This is a genomic window from Colwellia sp. 20A7, from assembly GCF_009832865.1.
In the GTDB taxonomy this organism is placed as follows: domain Bacteria; phylum Pseudomonadota; class Gammaproteobacteria; order Enterobacterales; family Alteromonadaceae; genus Colwellia.
The window spans coordinates 527,670-545,235 of sequence record NZ_CP047130.1 but is presented as its reverse complement, the minus strand read 5'-3'; the positions used below and the strand labels follow the sequence as shown (position 1 = coordinate 545,235).

Genomic DNA, 17,566 nt, shown 5'->3' with positions numbered 1-17,566 from the left:
AATATGTTAATCGCTCTTAGTCATCCTCTTCAACTAAAGTCATTAATGATGTATTACCACCTGACGCGGTAGTATCAATACTAATGGTTTTTTCAGTCAATAAACGTTGAATTAGATTATCAAAATATTCTGAAGTAATAACCGGCAAAATAGCCCCACTACGTTGAGAAAGCTTTTCACTCATATAATGTTTTAAGTCACAGCTACTATCAACTACAACACCCGCAAGTACATCATGAGCTAACATAGCTTCTAAATGATGTAGTTTCGCAACTTGTAAAATACCCACATCTGCCCCAGTAGAAATAAATTTATCTCTAAAAGCTAATGCTTCTTCATAATACAAATCAGATACCACTGATATTACCGTATTACCGGTTGCTAATGCCGTAACAACAGACATTACCCAAAAATGAAAACTTACATTATCGTCAGCAAAACAAATAAGGCTCCCACGGTTTTCTAAATAAATTATATTAGATTCACCTGTAGGCCCTGGTAGCTCTTGTGGTTTCTTCATGCGTTTTTCAATATTGATTAACTGATCACGAGCCGCAGCTAAAGTGCGATTCAAGTTCTCTGCTAGGTCATCCACAATTTCAACATGCGCAATTTTTGCAAGCAATTGCCTTACATGAGAAATACGGGTATTTAAATCAGTTAAACGCCATTTTTTCTGTGCATCATCCGCTATATCCATAAAAGTATCAGCTTGTAATTGCGTTACTTCATCTCCGGTTAAAGCAAGTGCTTGCGCAGGTAATAAATGAATTTTTTCCTCATCAGGTGTTGCTTTTTCAACAACTAAACGTGAAAGATAATTAGGACCACCAGCTTTAGGACCTGTGCCTGAAAGGCCTCGCCCACCAAAAGGTTGTACACCTACAATTGCACCAATGATATTGCGATTAATATAAACATTACCTGCTCGTGATAATTTAGCTAGTTCAATCGCTCTATGCTCTATACGCGTATGAATACCCATGGTTAAACCAAAGCCGGTACCATTAATCTTTTCAATAACGTCTTCTATTTCCTCACCTTTAAAACGAATAACATGAACACAAGGACCAAAAACTTCTTTGGTTAAAACATTAATATCACTAATTTCATACAAGCGTGGTGCAAAGAAGAAGTGACCATCTTCAGGCTTAATATCTGCGCCATTATCGCCCCCAAATAACTCGCACTGATATAAAAGAGTGCCATTACTTTCCATATAATCACTATGAGCATTAAGCGCATCAAGTGCTTTTTGATCAATGACCGGGCCAACATCAGTACTTAGCTTGGCCGGATTACCAACATGTAATTCAGCTAAAGCACCTTTAAGCATAGTAATGACACCATCAGCAATATCCTCTTGTAAAAACAAGACTCTTAAAGCTGAACAACGTTGACCTGCTGATTGAAAACCAGAAGAAATGACATCATCAACTACTTGCTCTGGTAAAGCAGTAGAATCAACTATCATACAGTTCTGTCCACCTGTTTCAGCAATCAATGGAACTTGATCGCCTCCTCGCTCTGCTAATGTTTGAGAAATTCGCGTTCCTGTTTCAGTCGAGCCTGTAAACATAATCGCAGCAACTCTTTCATCAGGCACTATTATGCTGCCTACATCACTACCTCGAGCTAAAACAACCTGTACAACATCTTGAGGTAATCCCACTGATTGCATTAACTCAATAGTACGTAAAGCAATAAGACTCGTTTGTTCTGCTGATTTTGCTAATACGGTATTACCGGTAACAATAGCGGCGGCAACTTGCCCTAAAAATATTGCTAAAGGAAAATTCCAAGGACTAATACATAATACAACACCACGAGGTTCAAGCCTTTCATCTTCACTTTGCTCTATCGCACGGGCAGCATAATATCGACAAAAATCAACAGCTTCACGCACCTCATCAATACCATCTTGAGCAACCTTACCTGCTTCTTTAATACACAAGGCAATCAACTCATCCATATGTCGCTCTAAGATATCAGCGATACGGCATAATAAGTCTGCACGATCTTTTACTGGTGTTTGCGACCAAGTTACAAAAGCATTCTCAGCTTGATCGATCATTGTTAACATTTCTTCTTTCGTATGAAGATAATGGAAACCTATGATTTCACTATGATTAGCAGGGTTTCTAACCGCCTCGGCACCTTCAGGTACATCATTCTTATTCAGCAGGTTATCAACAAACCAATTATCTAATGCTGATTTTAAATCAGTAATAGTAGGAATATCAGTTAGATCGAGCCCTTTTGAGTTATCACGACTATCAATTGGGATACTTAATTTTTTCTTATTTTCATTTCGATAAAGATCAATAGGCATCATAATTTGCCCATTGTATCTATCTTTTAAGCGCTGTGTTTTCTCTACGGGATCTTCAAGTAAAGACTCTACAGGTTGTGATTCATCAACAATTGCGTTCACAAAAGAAGAGTTAGCCCCATTTTCTAATAGACGACGCACTAAATAAGCCAACAAGTCTTCATGATGCCCAACAGGCGCATAAATTCGGCATTGAATACTTTCTTGAGATACTATCTGGTCATATAAAGAATCTCCCATGCCATGTAAGCATTGGAACTCAAAACCATTTTTATCTTCACCGGCAAGTTCAACAATTGTTGCTGCTGTATAGGCATTATGCGTAGCGAATTGCGGGTATATACTATCACGATAATCAAGTAACTTATTCGCACAAGCATGATAAGAAACATCAGTCGAAGATTTACGGGTAAATACAGGGAAATCGGTCATGCCATCTTTTTGAGCATTTTTAATTTCTGTATCCCAATAAGCGCCTTTAACTAAACGAACCATCATACGACGATTTGTTTTAAGTGTTAGTTCTCTTAACCAATCAACAACAAACATTGCGCGTTTTTGATAAGCTTGTAATGCAATACCAAACCCTTGCCAATCACCAAGCTCTGTATCAGTAAAAACGGCTTCAATAATATCAAGTGATATATCTAATCGTTCAGATTCTTCGGCATCAACAGTTAAGCCAATATTATAGCGTTTAGCTTGTAAACAAAGAGCCTTTAATTTAGGAACAATTTCATCCATCACACGCGCTTGATGAGTAAACTCATAACGAGGATGAATAGCAGATAATTTTACTGAAATACCAGGAACACGGCGTGGATCATTTTTACCTGAAGCAAGCGCAACTTTGCCAATTTCTTCAATAGCATCTTGATATGACTTCAAATAGCGCTCAGCATCAGCCATTGAACGAGCACCTTCGCCTAGCATATCGTAAGAATAGACATAGCCTTGCTGCTCTTTAGTGGCAGCGCGTACAGTCGCTTCCTTGATAGTCTCTCCCATTACGAACTGCTTACCCATAATTTTCATGGCGTAGTTCATCGATTTACGAATAACAGGTTCGCCCAAACGGCCAATAGTTTTTTTCAATAAACCAAATTTATCTTGTTTACGTTTATCAGCGTAATCAACCATAGAGCCTGTGATTAATAGACCCCAAGAAGACGCATTAACAAAAATAGAATCACTTGTTCCTAAATGCGTACTCCATTGACCTTGTGATATTTTGTCACGTATCAATACATCTTGTGTATGCTTATCAGGCACTCGTAAAAGAGCTTCAGCCAAGCACATCAAAACAACACCTTCATCTGAAGATAACGAGTATTCGTTTAATAGTGCATCAATAGCACCATTACCTTCTTGGTCTTGACGAATTTGCAATACCATTTTACGGGCACGTTCCCAAGCACGACTTCGCGCACTCACATTTACCTCTGCAAATGGTAAAATATGGTCTACAGCAATATTTTCATCTATGCGGTAAAACTCACGAATTTTCTGACGAATTGTGCAATCCGTATTAAATGAACCAGTAAATAGCATTGGCGAACCTCAACAAAGCAAACAGAGTATTTCTGTCTTGATTATAGTAAACAAATTTCGAGGCGCATTCTAATAGTAAAACAACAGAATGTGTTGGTTATTTTTGAAGTTACGCCATTTATAATACTGCAAAAGCCAGAATTCACAGTAGAAAGTTCTACGTAAAATCTGGCTTTTATATATTTTTAATTTTACTACAATAAAATCAATAACGTTTTTGCTGTAGTGTCAGTAAATTAATTAATATGAATACGGGTGATATCTGCACCTAAGGCTTGTAGTTTGTCTTCTATTTTTAAGTAACCACGATCGATATGATAAATGCGGTCAACTTGAGTCGGTGTTTTTGCGACAAGACCAGCAATCACTAAACTTGCAGATGCACGTAAATCTGTTGCCATAACTTGCGCACCATTTAATGAATCAACACCTTTCACAATTGCAGTATTACCTTCAAGAGTGATGTCTGCTCCCATTCTTTGTAATTCAGGTACATGCATAAATCGATTTTCAAAAATAGTTTCTATTACCGTCGCTGTCCCTTGAGCTAGTACATTCAAGGTCATAAATTGCGCTTGCATATCCGTTGGAAATGCAGGATGTGGGGCAGTTTTAACACTCACAGCTTTTGGTTTTTGAGTCATTTCTAACTCAATCCACTCTTCACCTGTACTATTTTCACCTATGGTAATTGTAGCACCCGCTTCTGTAAGCTTAGATAATACGGCTTCTAAACCACTTGAATCTGTATTTACACATTTTACTTTTCCTTGAGTAACCGCAGCGGCCACAAGAAAAGTACCAGTTTCAATTCGATCAGGCATCACACTATATTCACTACCGCATAATTCGCTGACACCTTCAATGGTTAGCGTATTAGTACCTGCACCAGAAATTTTTGCTCCCATACTAATTAAACAGTTAGCTAGGTCAACAATTTCAGGTTCTTGCGCGGCATTTTCAATAACAGTTGTGCCATCAGCTAAAGCAGCAGCCATCATTAAATTTTCAGTGCCGGTAACACTAACAACATCCATAAAGATATTAGCGCCAACTAAACGACCTTCTTTATTCGCAACAATATAGCCATTTTCTACGTCTATATCGGCAGCCATCGCTTTTAAGCCTTGAATATGCAAATTCACAGGACGAGCACCAATAGCACAACCTCCAGGCAATGAAACTTCAGCATGTCCCATACGAGCAAGCAATGGACCAAGCACCAAAATAGAGGCTCTCATCGTTTTAACGAGATCATAAGGAGCACAACACTGAGTGATATTACTCGCATCTATTTCTAATTTGTCTTCAGCTAACCATTGTGTCTTAGCACCTAGTTGACCTAATAATTTTACTGTCGTTAAAATATCATTTAACTTAGGTACATTACTAAAAACAATAGGTGTTTTTGATAACAGCGCTGACATCAAAATAGGGAGTGCGGCGTTTTTAGCCCCAGAGATAGTGACTTCACCATGTAGTGGCTTACCACCAATAACTTTAAATGCGTCCAAAATGTCTTACTTCTTACTTAAAAAATGAATGGATAAATACTTAACTAGTATTGCATGCCTTTACTTATTAAACAATTTGTCTCATCGGCACTGTAGCGTGCTAGAAAATTTAATTGTTTGATCTTACGTTTGAATACAACTATGACTAATTGCATTAGGCAGTACTCTTACATATTGAACAATTTATCTCGTTGCCATTGTGCAGTAGTAAAAGTTTTTACTGTCACTGCATGAATACTGCCATCTTTAATAGCACCAGCGAGTGCTGAAAAAACAACTTGTTGACGTTTAACACGAGACAATTCACCAAACATATCCGCAACGGCAACAACACTACATTGTGAACCATCAAACTTCACCAATAGTTCATCAAGCTCTAGGGCGTCATTTATCAATTTTTCTATATCTATTACTTCCAAAGGGTATTCCTTAATCTGGTATTCTTAGCTCTACGTATTTAAAGGCAAAAAGCCTTCAACACCACTTAAGCTAATTAATTTATTGAGTTTTTCTGGAATATTACTAAAAGATAACTGACATCTACTGCTATTCGCTTGTTCTAATAAATAGAAAAGCCAAGCAAGCCCTGCCGTATCAATTCGAGTAACTTGTTGTAAGTCTATCACTGAAGATTGTTGGGTAATGATCTGCTTAATACTTTTTTTAGATATTTGCATCACTGTTTGTCGCGTTAGCTCACCGACTAACACCCCATTATCTTTAGTAATATTTAACGTAATTTTATCCACAAATTCTGTCGCCATTTACCGAGGTTATTTTAATATTTTTTACTTGCGGATTATTCTTTAAAAACAATATCCCGCTCGCTTTTCTCTCTTAATAGCTCTGTCACATGAGGCAAGCCTTTTTGACGAATAACACCGCCGAGTTCCGCCTGTTTACTGTCCAGTAAACTAACACCTTCTGCTATCATATCAAAGGCTTTCCATTCATCTGTTTTTCTATTTTTTCTTACTTTGAATGAAACATCAATATTATCTCTTCCTGACATAATAATACGCGTATCTACTGCTACAATTTTATTATCTGAAAAATCTTTAGCCGGCGCAAATTCAACCGCTTGATTATCATATAAAGTAAAAACTTGTGCGTAAGAAGTGATTAAGTACTCTCTAAACACAGGGACAAACTCTTTTCTTTCTTGCTCAGTAGTATTCTTTAAATGCTTACCAATAACTTTAAATGCTGAGTATTGATAGTTAATGTAAGGCATCAATTCTTCACGAACAATATTCTTAATTATATTTGGATTAGCCTTTATTGCTCGTTGCTCATCAGCAAAACGTTTGAAGGTATTACCAGCAACTTCCTTTATCATTAAATAAGGGTCTTTTTTATCAACATAAATACGAGACGGATCTATAGACTCTTCTGCTTCATCATCTTCTATGTTAGTTGCTTGTTCAGCAGCATATACAAAAGTGCTTTGTACTGATAAACAAGATAAAATAGCCGCTAGAAATAATGTGGTTTTTAAATTTATCATTTTATTGACGCTCTCCTCTTTCATTACTAATCACCACTTCCTTGGCTAAATAAAAACTGCCCTATTAATTCTTCTAAAACTAAAGCAGGCTTGGTATCTTCAATAAAATCATTTGGTTGAAGAATATCTAAAGATTCAATCATAAAGCCTGGCTGTAGACCTATGTATTGTTCACCCAGTAAACCTGCAGTTAAAATAGCAACTGACGTAGCTTCTGAGAATTGGTTATATTTACTGTAGATTTCTAATGTAACTATAGGTGTATAATCTGTTTCATCAAGGGATATATCACTAACACGACCAACGACAACGCCACCTACTTTTATAGGAGAACGTATTTTTAATCCGCCGATATTATCAAACTTGGCAAAAAGGTTATAATGTTCACCTCCACCCGACATACCACTGTTAGCGACTTTTAATGCCAACATAAGTAATGCAGCAATACCTAAAGCAACAAAAAAGCCTACCATTAACTCTATTTTTTTTGACAACATGTCTTTCACCAAACGCCTTTAAAATTTACTTAAAACACAAAACAAAGTCGGTATTCAGAATCAATACTACCTTGCAAACATCAATGCCGTTAAAACAAAATCTAGTGCTAATACTAATAACGATGATTGTACCACAGTTGAAGTTGTGGCCCTTGAAATACCTTCAGAGGTAGGTTCACAATCAAATCCTTTATAAACAGCAATCCAAGTAACAACAAAAGCAAAAACTACACTTTTGATAATACCATTTAAAATATCTTTATTAAAATCTACTTGAGCCTGCATAACAGACCAAAAAGTACCGGCATCAACACCTAACCAATCAACGCCAACTAAATGAGCTCCTAATATGCCAACCATTGAGAATATCGCGGCTAACAGAGGTAAACTAATAAAGCCGGCCCAAAATCGTGGCGCAATCACGCGACGTAAAGGGTCAACTGCCATCATTTCTAAACTTGATAACTGTTCGGTTGCTTTCATCAAACCTATTTCAGCAGTCAATGCTGAGCCAGCTCGGCCGGCAAATAATAATGCGGCAACGACAGGGCCTAGTTCACGCAATAAAGAGAGAGCAACCATTGGTCCAAGACTTGCTTCCGCACCATAACTCACCAAAATAGTATAGCCTTGCAACGCTAAGACCATGCCAATAAAGCCACCAGAAACAACCGTGATAACTAACGACATAACACCAATACTATAAAGCTGGTGTATTAATAAGGGCGTTCCTTTACGAATATTAGGAATATGTAATAAAGCAGAAAATAAGACAATAACAGCTCGCCCTAATCCGCTAATTAACGCTAAAGTATTTCGACCTAATAGCTGTAATTGATTCATCAACGTTTTCCTCTTTCGCTTAACGCATTTGAATCTTTAATTAATTCATTTTGATAATTAGGCGCTTCAAAATGAAAAGGCACTGGGCCATCGGCCTCGCCTTGCACAAATTGTTTAACTAACAAGGAGTCATGATTTCTAATTTGATCAGGGGTTCCTTGACCAATAATTTTTTGCTCGGCAATAATATAAATATAATCAGCAATACTCATCACTTCTGGCACGTCATGTGATACAACCACGGATGTTAAACCTAAAGCATCACTTAGCGAGCGAATTAGGCGAACAATAACGCCCATAGATATTGGATCTTGTCCCGCAAAAGGTTCGTCATATAAAATTAATTCAGGATCAAGCGCAATAGCACGAGCTAATGCAACACGTCGCGCCATTCCGCCAGAAAGTTCATTAGGATGTAGATCTCTTGCACCACGTAATCCGACGGCTTCAAGTTTCATGAGCACTATTTTTTCAATAATAGCTTCAGGTAATTGGCTGTGTTCACGAATAGGGAAGGCAATATTGTCATAAACACTCATATCCGTAAAAAGCGCGCCACTTTGAAATAACATGCTCATACGTTTACGTGTTTCATATAATTTTTTTCGAGAAAGCTGTGGAATATCATTACCTGCAAATAATATTTTTCCAGATTCAGGTTTAATCTGCCCACCAATTAAGCGTAACAAGGTGGTTTTTCCAATACCACTTGGCCCCATAATTGCGGTAACTTTTCCTGTAGGGATAGACAAACTAATATCATTATAAATAACCCGTTCACCTCGTTTAAAGGTTAGATTATGTATATCAACTAAATTCTCATGCTTCTCGTTTTCGATCATATTATTAATTATGCCTTATTAATTAGAAATGATTTTACCTGACCACCTCAAATTCTTCACTAAAAATTCACAATTTAGTGAGGAATAAGTTTCATTAAGTGTTAGAAAATGTAAAAAGGTATATTTTTAGCGCTTTATATCGCTTATTTTCCTTTAATCGAATTAATTCCTTTTTTTTTCTGCTACAAACAGCGACAATTTGCACCTCAAAACTGGAGTCATAAATGTTAGAACACGTTGGAATATTATTAATTGCCCTTACTGTACTCGTGTGGAGTGCAGATAAATTTGTTTTAGGCGCCTCATCATTAGCTAGGAATATCGGCGTTTCACCAATGATCATTGGTTTAACGATAGTTGCCATGGGTTCATCAGCCCCTGAAATGATGGTTGCAGCAGCAGCATCCTTACAAGGAAGCCCAGACACAGCTATTGGTAACGCGGTCGGTTCGAATATTACCAATATAGCATTAGTATTAGGTCTTAGCGTTTTAATAAAGCCTTTAATTGTTTCCTCTTCTACGATTAAACAAGAGCTACCTCTTTTACTTATATTTTCTTTAGTAGCCTACTGGATGATTTCTGATAATTTCTTTAGTTTCACTGAAGGTATTATTTTAATGGTCAGTTTTTTTGGCTTTATATCCATTTTATTAATTAAGGCCATTCGACAAAGAAAAGCTAGCAAAGTCGACGACCCTTTAATTATTGAAGCTGAACAAGACATACCTGATGCAACTACCACATCTAAGTCTATATTTTGGTTAATAACAGGGATTATTTTATTAGTATTAAGTGCTCACTTCCTTGTTGATTCATCGATATTTATTGCAAAAGCTTATGGTATTAGTGACCTTGTTATTGGTTTAACTATTATTGCTATTGGTACAAGCTTACCTGAACTAGCAGCAAGTATTGCAAGTATATTAAAAAAAGAAGACGATTTAGCTATGGGCAATATTGTCGGTTCAAACCTATTCAATATTTTAGCTGTATTACCTTTTGCGGGGATCATCGCACCAGGGCCAATAAACCCTGAGGCATCAATTCGCGACATACCTATCATGCTGGCAATTACAGGCTTACTCTTTTTATTATGTTTTAGTCGTAAAGCTGGGTGTTTTAGACTTACTCGTATAAAAGGTGCATTATTACTCGTGTGTTTTTTTGGCTATCAAGCATTACTCTTTAGCCAAACAACAATTAACTAGCACACATAATTAGTTTAAGCAGAACTATGAAGAACTTTAAAGAACTTGCTAGAAGCGTAATCAACATTGAGCAACAAGCAATTAAAGAGTTGCTACAATATATTGATCATAACTTTGAATACGCTTGTCAATTAATGTTTAATTGCCAGGGGCGTGTTATCGTCATTGGTATGGGAAAGTCCGGCCATATTGGTGGTAAAATAGCAGCGACATTAGCCAGTACTGGCACCCCTGCTTTTTTTGTTCATCCTAGTGAAGCCAGTCATGGGGACCTAGGTATGATCACTAAAGATGATGTGGTGCTAACTATCTCTAATTCAGGTGAAACAGGAGAAGTTCTTGCAATAATCCCGGTCATCAAACGCATTGGGGCAACACTCATCGCTATGACAGGTAACACCAACTCTACATTAGCAAAATTAGCTGACACGCATATTTGCATCAAAATCTCTACTGAAGCCTGCCCTTTAGGGTTAGCTCCTACATCAAGTACTACCGCCACATTAGTCATGGGTGATGCTATTGCCGTTGCCTTACTTAATGCCCGCGGATTTACCGCCGATGATTTTGCTTTATCGCACCCCGGTGGTAGTTTAGGAAAACGCTTATTACTACGCTTGAGTGATATTATGCATCAAGGCGATCGTATACCAATTATCTCAGAAGACGCATTAATCAAAGACGCCTTAGTAGAAATGTCGCTCAAAGGTTTAGGTATGACCGGCGTTGTTAATGCAAATAAACAACTTGTTGGTTTATTTACTGATGGTGATTTACGTAGAATTCTTGATCTGAAAATTGATATTCATCAGGACAATATAACAACCGTTATGAATAAATCGCCTACGATGGCTCAAGCAGATATGCTAGCAGCACAAGCGTTAAATATAATGGAAGACAAAAAGATTAATGGTTTAATTATTGTTGATGAAAAACAAATACCTATTGGTGCAATGAACATGCATGACTTATTAAGATCAGGAGTTCTTTAAATGGAAAATATCACTAACACTATTAAAAATTCTACTACACTTTATGGGGATGTTTCACTAGATGTATTAGAGCGTGCAAAAAAAATAAAATTACTCGTTTGTGATGTTGATGGTGTTTTTTCTGATGGTCGTATTTATTTAGGTAATGACGGAGAAGAACTCAAAGCATTCCATACTAAAGACGGTTTTGGTATAAAAGCACTTGGCAGTAGCGGTGTAGAAGTTGCAATAATAACAGGTCGACGCTCGGCCATTGTAGCCAACCGAATGTCAGCTTTAAATGTTAAACATATAGTACAAGGACAGGAAGATAAATTACCTGCACTAATGACCTTAGCTCAACAACTTAATTTAACACCTGACGAAATAGCCTATATAGGAGACGATATCCCAGACTTAGCATGTATTTTACACGTTGGTTTAGGTATTTCAGTATCCGATGCCCACCCGGCTGTATCAGCAAAAGCTAATTACATAACCTTTATTAATGGTGGCTTTGGTGCAGTGCGAGAGGTTTGCGACTTGATAATGCAATCTCAAGGTACTCTTGATGATGCTACAGGCACGAGTGTATGACACGAACAAATTTTTTAGCTTTTTTATTATTGTTATTAGCCGCAACGGTTTACGGTATAATTGAGTGGCGACAATCGAAAGTAATACCAGGTGAAGTAATTGACAGTGAACTCACGCCAGACTTTATAGCTGAAGCACTTAAAACCGATATTTATACCGATTCAGGGGTTCTCTCACATGCAATTATTGCCGACAGAATGGAGCACTATGCCAAGCTGGAGGTGACACACTTTGAATTACCTAAGTACACTTTGTATCCCCAAACATCATCAGTAAAAGCAAATACTACAAGTACAGACTTACCGAATATAGCTTTAACTAATGATGATTTAACAAAAAACTCACCTTGGAAGCTTAGCGCTCAAGAAGCAACGCTATATAAAAATAATAGGGTTATTTTAAATCATCGAGTACACTTAAGTGCAACCGATAAGAATAGTTTAATACAAGAAATACATTGTAAATATTTAGAGCTCGATTTAAATACTAATATTATTAGCTCAGACCAAACAGTAATGGTGCAAGGAAAAGACTTCACTATGTATGGCTCTGGTTTGATAATTGACTTAAACACTAAACAGATGACATTAACCGAACATGTACGTACTATTTACAAAAAAAAGAATGGTTAATCCCTTAATGACAATTAAAACAATTAGCACAGGTTTATTACTAAGCTCACTACTACTCACGTTAGCGTTACCCGTAAGTGCAGCCAAAAAAGACCTCACGCAAGAAATCACTATTAAATCGAAACGTCAATCAGCCGATTTAAAAAACAAAATAGCAAGCTATTTAGATGACGTAAGCATAAATCAAGGTTCTATCTCTATTATTGCTGACATTGTCCAAGTTTATAGTCAAGTTGATGAGAAAACTCAACAAAAATACGATACTTATCTTGCTAAGGGTGAGCCCGCTGTTTTCAAACAGCAGCTAGAAGATGGCAGCTTAATAAGCCTACAAGCTAATGAGATAACCTATCAACCAGATCAAAATATCATTACCATTTCAGGTAATGCACAAGTGCAGCAAGCGGGTAGTAAGGTGACAGGTGAAATAATCACTTACAATACATTAAATGAGAAATTAGAAGCCATCAGTAGTGATAATGACTCAGTCACCACTATTTTGCAGCCAGCTCAAATAAAAGCTCAACAAGATAAGAAAAGTAATGACAGTAACAAGCAATAAAAATAACAGCGAAATAAACAACTCGATTTTGATAGCCAAAAATCTATCAAAATCTTACAAAAGCAAAAAAGTTGTTAAAAACGTTAGCTTAACCGTAAGTTCAGGTCAAATCGTGGGGTTATTAGGCCCTAATGGTGCAGGAAAAACCACGTCTTTTTACATGATTGTTGGCTTAGTACCTAATGATAATGGTCAAATAATACTTAACGACGAAGATGTTACACTTGCGCCTATGCATGAACGTGCACGTCGAGGTATTGGCTATTTACCTCAGGAAGCATCTATTTTTAGAAAACTGACCGTTACTGAAAATATTATGGCAATATTACAAATTAGAAAAGGCCTTAATGAAAATGAAAGGCAAATGAAATTAGAGCACCTGCTAGAGGAATTTAATATCAGCCATATTAAAGACAATTTAGGCATGAGCTTGTCCGGTGGGGAGAGAAGACGCGTAGAAATCGCCCGTGCTTTAGCTGCAGATCCACAATTCATATTGCTTGATGAACCTTTTGCAGGTGTAGACCCCATTTCAGTAGGTGACATTAAAAAAATAATTATTCATCTTAAAAAACGTGGTCTTGGTATTCTAATTACTGATCACAATGTTCGTGAAACGCTTGATGTATGTGAACATGCTTACATTGTTAGTCACGGCGAAATAATAGCAGAAGGCGATTCTAATCAAATTCTTGCTAATCAAAAGGTAAGAGATGTATACCTAGGCGAGCAATTCACGCTATAGTTAACACATATAATAAATACCTATACTATACTTACGCTAAGTGAGTAACTATAAATAATAATAACAGGAATTAAGACAACGTAGATGCGCCCAACTCTGCAACTCCGGATAGGACAACAACTAACCATGACGCCACAACTGCAACAAGCGATCAAGCTTTTGCAGTTATCAACGTTAGAGCTTCAACAAGAAATTCAAGAAGTACTTGAAAGTAATCCCCTGCTTGAAATTAATGATCAAGAAGCCTCAGATAACAATTCAGAGGACAGTGGAAATACACTTGAAGAAGCATTTTCAGCCACAATTGCTGAACAATCTACTAGTGATGGGAGTGAAGATTCATCCGCCTCTATTGATGAGATAAGCACTACTGAGGCGATGGAAAAAAATGACATTCCAGAAGAGCTGAATATTGATACAACTTGGGAAGAGAGTTACAGTGCTGGCACGTCAAATACAGGTGCAATTAGTAGCCCAAGTGAAGATTACACTTATCAAGGTGAAACAATCGATTCAATACAAGACCACCTTTTATGGCAAATGGAGTTAACACCTTTTTCAGAAACCGATCGCACTGTTGCTATCGCCATTATAGAAGCCGTTGATGAAGCTGGTTACCTTACGGTATCAAGTGATGAAATTTTAGAAAGTGTTGGTATAGAAGGGCTTGAACTTGATGAAGTTGAAGCAGTATTAAAACGTATTAATGTCTTTGACCCTGTTGGTGTTGCCGCTCGCTCAATTGCTGATTGTTTAATTATTCAATTAAATCAATTTGATCCTGAAACCCCCTACTTAAAAGAAAGTAAATTAATTATCAGTGAACATATTGACTTGCTCGGGAATCGTGACTATCGTCAATTAATGCGTAAAACACGCCTTAAGGAAGATCAATTACGCGAAGTGATGCGTTTAATACAAAGTTTAAACCCTCGTCCTGGTGACGTTGTTGTTAAAAGTGATGATCAATATGTTATCCCTGATGTTTCAGTAGAAAAGAAAAATGGTCGTTGGGTTGTGGAATTAAATCCTGATACTGCTCCTAAGTTATCAGTTAATCAGCAATATGCAGCCATGACAAAAACGACAAAGTCTTCGAGTAATGATGGCCAATTTATTCGAACAAACTTGCAAGAAGCTAAATGGTTTATTAAAAGTTTAGAATCGCGTAATGACACATTACTCAAAGTATCTAACTGCATTGTACAACGTCAACAAGGCTTTTTAGAGCATGGTGCAGAAGCTATGCGACCTATGGTTTTAAATGACATCGCTGAAGCTGTAGATATGCATGAATCAACTATATCTAGAGTGACAACACAAAAATACATGCATACGCCAAGAGGTATTTTTGAATTAAAATACTTTTTTTCAAGCCATGTTAGTACCGAAAATGGTGGTGAATGTTCATCAACAGCCATACGTTCATTAATTAAAAAACTCATTTTAGCCGAAACACCAGCTAAACCGCTTAGTGATAGCAAAATGGCAGATTTACTAGCACAGCAAGGAATTAACGTTGCAAGGCGCACTATAGCTAAGTATCGTGAGTCTTTATCTATACCACCGTCAAATCAACGAAAGAGTTTACTATAACCAGCGACTTTATTTTCTGAACTTAACTAGAGAAGGATATACTTATGCAAATTAACCTTACTGGCCACCATGTAGAAGTAACTTCATCATTACGTGATTGTGTTGACACAAAATTCGCTAAATTAGAGCGACATTTTGATCACATCAATAATGTTCACGTTGTACTTACAATTGAAAAGTTAGAGCAGAAAGCTGAAGCAACCATACATTTAAAAGGCAGTGAAATTCATGCTTCAGCAGCGAGTGCTGATATGTATACTTCGATAGATACTTTGGTAGATAAATTAGATCGCCAAGTACTTAAATACAAAGGCAAAATAACACAACATTAGCTTTATCAATTATAATTATGACACTACAAAATATATTAACACTGAACTGCACGCGATGTGCAGTTCCAGTTCAGAGTAAAAAACGTTTACTTGAACTAATTTGCCAACTTGCCGCCAATGAACTAATCGACTCTAACCCAACCGATTTGTTAGATAGCTTAATGAATCGAGAAAAAATGGGCAGTACGGGTATTGGCAATGGTATCGCTATCCCTCATGGCAGACTAAACAATACAGACAAAGCCATCGCTGTATTTTTAACTACTGAACAAGCCATCGATTTTGACGCAATTGACAATAGACCTGTTGATATATTCATTTGTCTATTTGTACCAGAGGGTAATACACAAGCGCATTTAGAAACATTACAGAGTATCGCCAAGTTATTTAGTGATCGTAAAACAGCTAAAAAAGTGCGTAAATGTACAAACCAACAAGAAATGTTTGATCTTATTCAACAAACGGCTTAAAAAATAAGTTGGAATACATTCCTGCACAGTCAAATTTAATAACCCTCTTATTCACGCGGAACTTGAAAATATGAAGCTTATCATTGTTAGTGGCCGTTCTGGCTCAGGTAAATCGGTTGCGTTAAGGGTATTAGAAGATTTAGGTTATTATTGCGTTGATAATATCCCTGTTAATTTACTCCCGGCATTAACACATACTGTAATTAATGATTATGATAATGTCGCGGTAAGTTTAGATGTTCGTAATCTGCCTAATAACCCTAAAGATATTGTTGAAATCATTGAATATTTACCCGATGCGGTTGATGTAACAACATTATTTTTAGATGCCGACGATAATGATTTAATTCGTCGCTTTAGTGAAACAAGACGCTTACACCCACTAATCAAAGAAAATATACCTTTAGACCAAGCAATATCACTAGAGAAGAAGCTGTTAGCGCCTATTTCTACCAATGCAGATTTATATATTAATACCAGTCAATTAACGCCACACCAATTAGCTGACTTAGTTCGAGAACGAATTCTTGGGAAAAAAACAGGAAATATGGTACTCGTAGTCGAATCTTTTGGTTTTAAACATGGCATTCCTACTGATGCTGATTATGTCTTCGATGCACGTTTTCTCCCTAATCCTCATTGGGAAAAAGAATTAAAGCCCTTTACCGGTTTAGAGCAACCAGTCAAAGACTTTCTTTCTAGCCAACCTATTGTGACAAAGTTTATTTGGCAAATTAATAGTTTTATGATGACTTGGCTCCCGCATCTAGAACGTAATAATCGTAGTTATGTTACGATTGCGATTGGTTGTACTGGTGGCAAACATCGCTCTGTTTATATTGCTGATTTACTAGCAAAAAACTTTAGTAAAGAACAAAAAAATGTACAAACTCACCACAGAGACATTAAAAAAACCAAAGAGTAAAGCTTATTATGTCTATTCAAAAGCATAACAATGACGATCTCACTCTAAGTAAAGAGTTAACTATAATTAACAAGCTTGGCTTACATGCGAGGGCTGCAAGTAAATTAGCAGTACTGTGCCAAAAGTTTTCAGCCCAAATAACGCTATCACTTGAAGAAAAAGAAGCAGACGCTAATAGTATAATGGCCATTATGCTATTAGCTGGTGGACAAGGAAAAAGAGTAACAGTCACTGCACAAGGAACCGATGCACCAGCAGCATTAGAAGCAATAAGTCAGCTTATTGAAGATAAGTTTGATGAAGATGAATAAATAACCTGAACTCGACTTAATAAATGCTCCTCAAATAGCTGTTTTTCCTGACTTCATAATTAAATTTATTTGTAATAGACTAGCTATTGACCCGAAATTTTCCTTACTTCTTTCTGCTCTAAAGTAGA

19 protein-coding genes are annotated in these 17,566 nt (G+C 36.8%); 11 read left to right on the top strand and 8 right to left on the bottom strand.

What is annotated here, in order from left to right:
* Positions 1-16 precede the first annotated feature (16 nt).
* From putA to mlaF, 8 genes are all read right to left on the bottom strand, one after another.
* On the bottom strand, positions 17-3,883 hold the full coding sequence (gene putA / locus GQS55_RS02335; protein ID WP_159817603.1) for a bifunctional proline dehydrogenase/L-glutamate gamma-semialdehyde dehydrogenase PutA: 3,867 nt from the start codon (positions 3,881-3,883) through the stop codon (positions 17-19).
* 236 nt (positions 3,884-4,119) lie between these two features.
* Complete coding sequence (murA, locus tag GQS55_RS02330; protein ID WP_159817601.1) at positions 4,120-5,397, bottom strand: UDP-N-acetylglucosamine 1-carboxyvinyltransferase; 1,278 nt, start codon at positions 5,395-5,397, stop codon at positions 4,120-4,122.
* Positions 5,398-5,564: 167 nt separating this feature from the next.
* Positions 5,565-5,816, bottom strand: coding sequence for a BolA family protein (locus GQS55_RS02325; protein WP_159817599.1), 252 nt, complete (start codon positions 5,814-5,816; stop codon positions 5,565-5,567).
* Between the two features lie 30 nt (positions 5,817-5,846).
* Positions 5,847-6,161 (bottom strand): STAS domain-containing protein, encoded by a 315-nt coding sequence (locus GQS55_RS02320; protein WP_159817597.1) that lies wholly within the window; start codon positions 6,159-6,161, stop codon positions 5,847-5,849.
* Positions 6,162-6,196: 35 nt separating this feature from the next.
* Entirely contained in the window at positions 6,197-6,904 is a 708-nt protein-coding gene (locus GQS55_RS02315) for an MlaC/ttg2D family ABC transporter substrate-binding protein (protein ID WP_159817595.1), read from the bottom strand.
* Positions 6,905-6,930: 26 nt separating this feature from the next.
* Complete coding sequence (gene mlaD / locus GQS55_RS02310) at positions 6,931-7,401, bottom strand: outer membrane lipid asymmetry maintenance protein MlaD (protein WP_159817592.1); 471 nt, start codon at positions 7,399-7,401, stop codon at positions 6,931-6,933.
* A 66-nt stretch (positions 7,402-7,467) separates the two neighbouring features.
* Positions 7,468-8,244 (bottom strand): lipid asymmetry maintenance ABC transporter permease subunit MlaE, encoded by a 777-nt coding sequence (gene mlaE, locus GQS55_RS02305; RefSeq protein WP_159817590.1) that lies wholly within the window; start codon positions 8,242-8,244, stop codon positions 7,468-7,470.
* Positions 8,244-9,086, bottom strand: a complete 843-nt coding sequence (mlaF, locus tag GQS55_RS02300; RefSeq protein ID WP_159817588.1) for a phospholipid ABC transporter ATP-binding protein MlaF — start codon at positions 9,084-9,086, stop codon at positions 8,244-8,246. Before mlaF ends, mlaE begins: the two co-directional genes overlap by 1 nt.
* A 224-nt stretch (positions 9,087-9,310) precedes the next feature.
* On the opposite strand from mlaF, the gene GQS55_RS02295 reads away from it, so the two are divergent.
* From GQS55_RS02295 to GQS55_RS02245, 11 genes are all read left to right on the top strand, one after another.
* Positions 9,311-10,297 (top strand): calcium/sodium antiporter, encoded by a 987-nt coding sequence (locus GQS55_RS02295; protein ID WP_159817586.1) that lies wholly within the window; start codon positions 9,311-9,313, stop codon positions 10,295-10,297.
* A gap of 26 nt (positions 10,298-10,323) precedes the next feature.
* A complete protein-coding gene (locus GQS55_RS02290) occupies positions 10,324-11,289 on the top strand; it encodes a KpsF/GutQ family sugar-phosphate isomerase (protein ID WP_159817584.1) in 966 nt (321 codons plus the stop codon).
* Positions 11,290-11,865, top strand: coding sequence for a 3-deoxy-manno-octulosonate-8-phosphatase KdsC (gene kdsC, locus GQS55_RS02285; protein WP_159817582.1), 576 nt, complete (start codon positions 11,290-11,292; stop codon positions 11,863-11,865). It begins immediately after the preceding gene.
* Positions 11,862-12,497, top strand: a complete 636-nt coding sequence (gene lptC, locus GQS55_RS02280) for an LPS export ABC transporter periplasmic protein LptC (protein WP_159817580.1) — start codon at positions 11,862-11,864, stop codon at positions 12,495-12,497. The genes kdsC and lptC overlap by 4 nt, the downstream gene beginning before the upstream one ends.
* Before the next feature lie 7 nt (positions 12,498-12,504).
* Positions 12,505-13,059, top strand: coding sequence for a lipopolysaccharide transport periplasmic protein LptA (gene lptA, locus GQS55_RS02275; protein WP_159817578.1), 555 nt, complete (start codon positions 12,505-12,507; stop codon positions 13,057-13,059).
* Positions 13,040-13,804, top strand: coding sequence for an LPS export ABC transporter ATP-binding protein (gene lptB, locus GQS55_RS02270; RefSeq protein WP_159817576.1), 765 nt, complete (start codon positions 13,040-13,042; stop codon positions 13,802-13,804). Before lptA ends, lptB begins: the two co-directional genes overlap by 20 nt.
* Positions 13,805-13,888: 84 nt before the next feature.
* Positions 13,889-15,400: an RNA polymerase factor sigma-54 gene (locus GQS55_RS02265; protein WP_159817574.1), complete on the top strand. Its 1,512-nt coding sequence runs from the start codon at positions 13,889-13,891 to the stop codon at positions 15,398-15,400.
* A 44-nt stretch (positions 15,401-15,444) separates the two neighbouring features.
* Entirely contained in the window at positions 15,445-15,732 is a 288-nt protein-coding gene (hpf, locus tag GQS55_RS02260; protein ID WP_159817572.1) for a ribosome hibernation promoting factor, read from the top strand.
* A gap of 17 nt (positions 15,733-15,749) precedes the next feature.
* On the top strand, positions 15,750-16,202 hold the full coding sequence (ptsN, locus tag GQS55_RS02255) for a PTS IIA-like nitrogen regulatory protein PtsN (protein WP_159817570.1): 453 nt from the start codon (positions 15,750-15,752) through the stop codon (positions 16,200-16,202).
* A 70-nt stretch (positions 16,203-16,272) separates the two neighbouring features.
* Positions 16,273-17,127, top strand: a complete 855-nt coding sequence (gene rapZ, locus GQS55_RS02250; RefSeq protein WP_159817568.1) for an RNase adapter RapZ — start codon at positions 16,273-16,275, stop codon at positions 17,125-17,127.
* 8 nt (positions 17,128-17,135) lie between these two features.
* A complete protein-coding gene (locus tag GQS55_RS02245) occupies positions 17,136-17,438 on the top strand; it encodes an HPr family phosphocarrier protein (protein ID WP_159817566.1) in 303 nt (100 codons plus the stop codon).
* Positions 17,439-17,566: the final 128 nt, after the last annotated feature.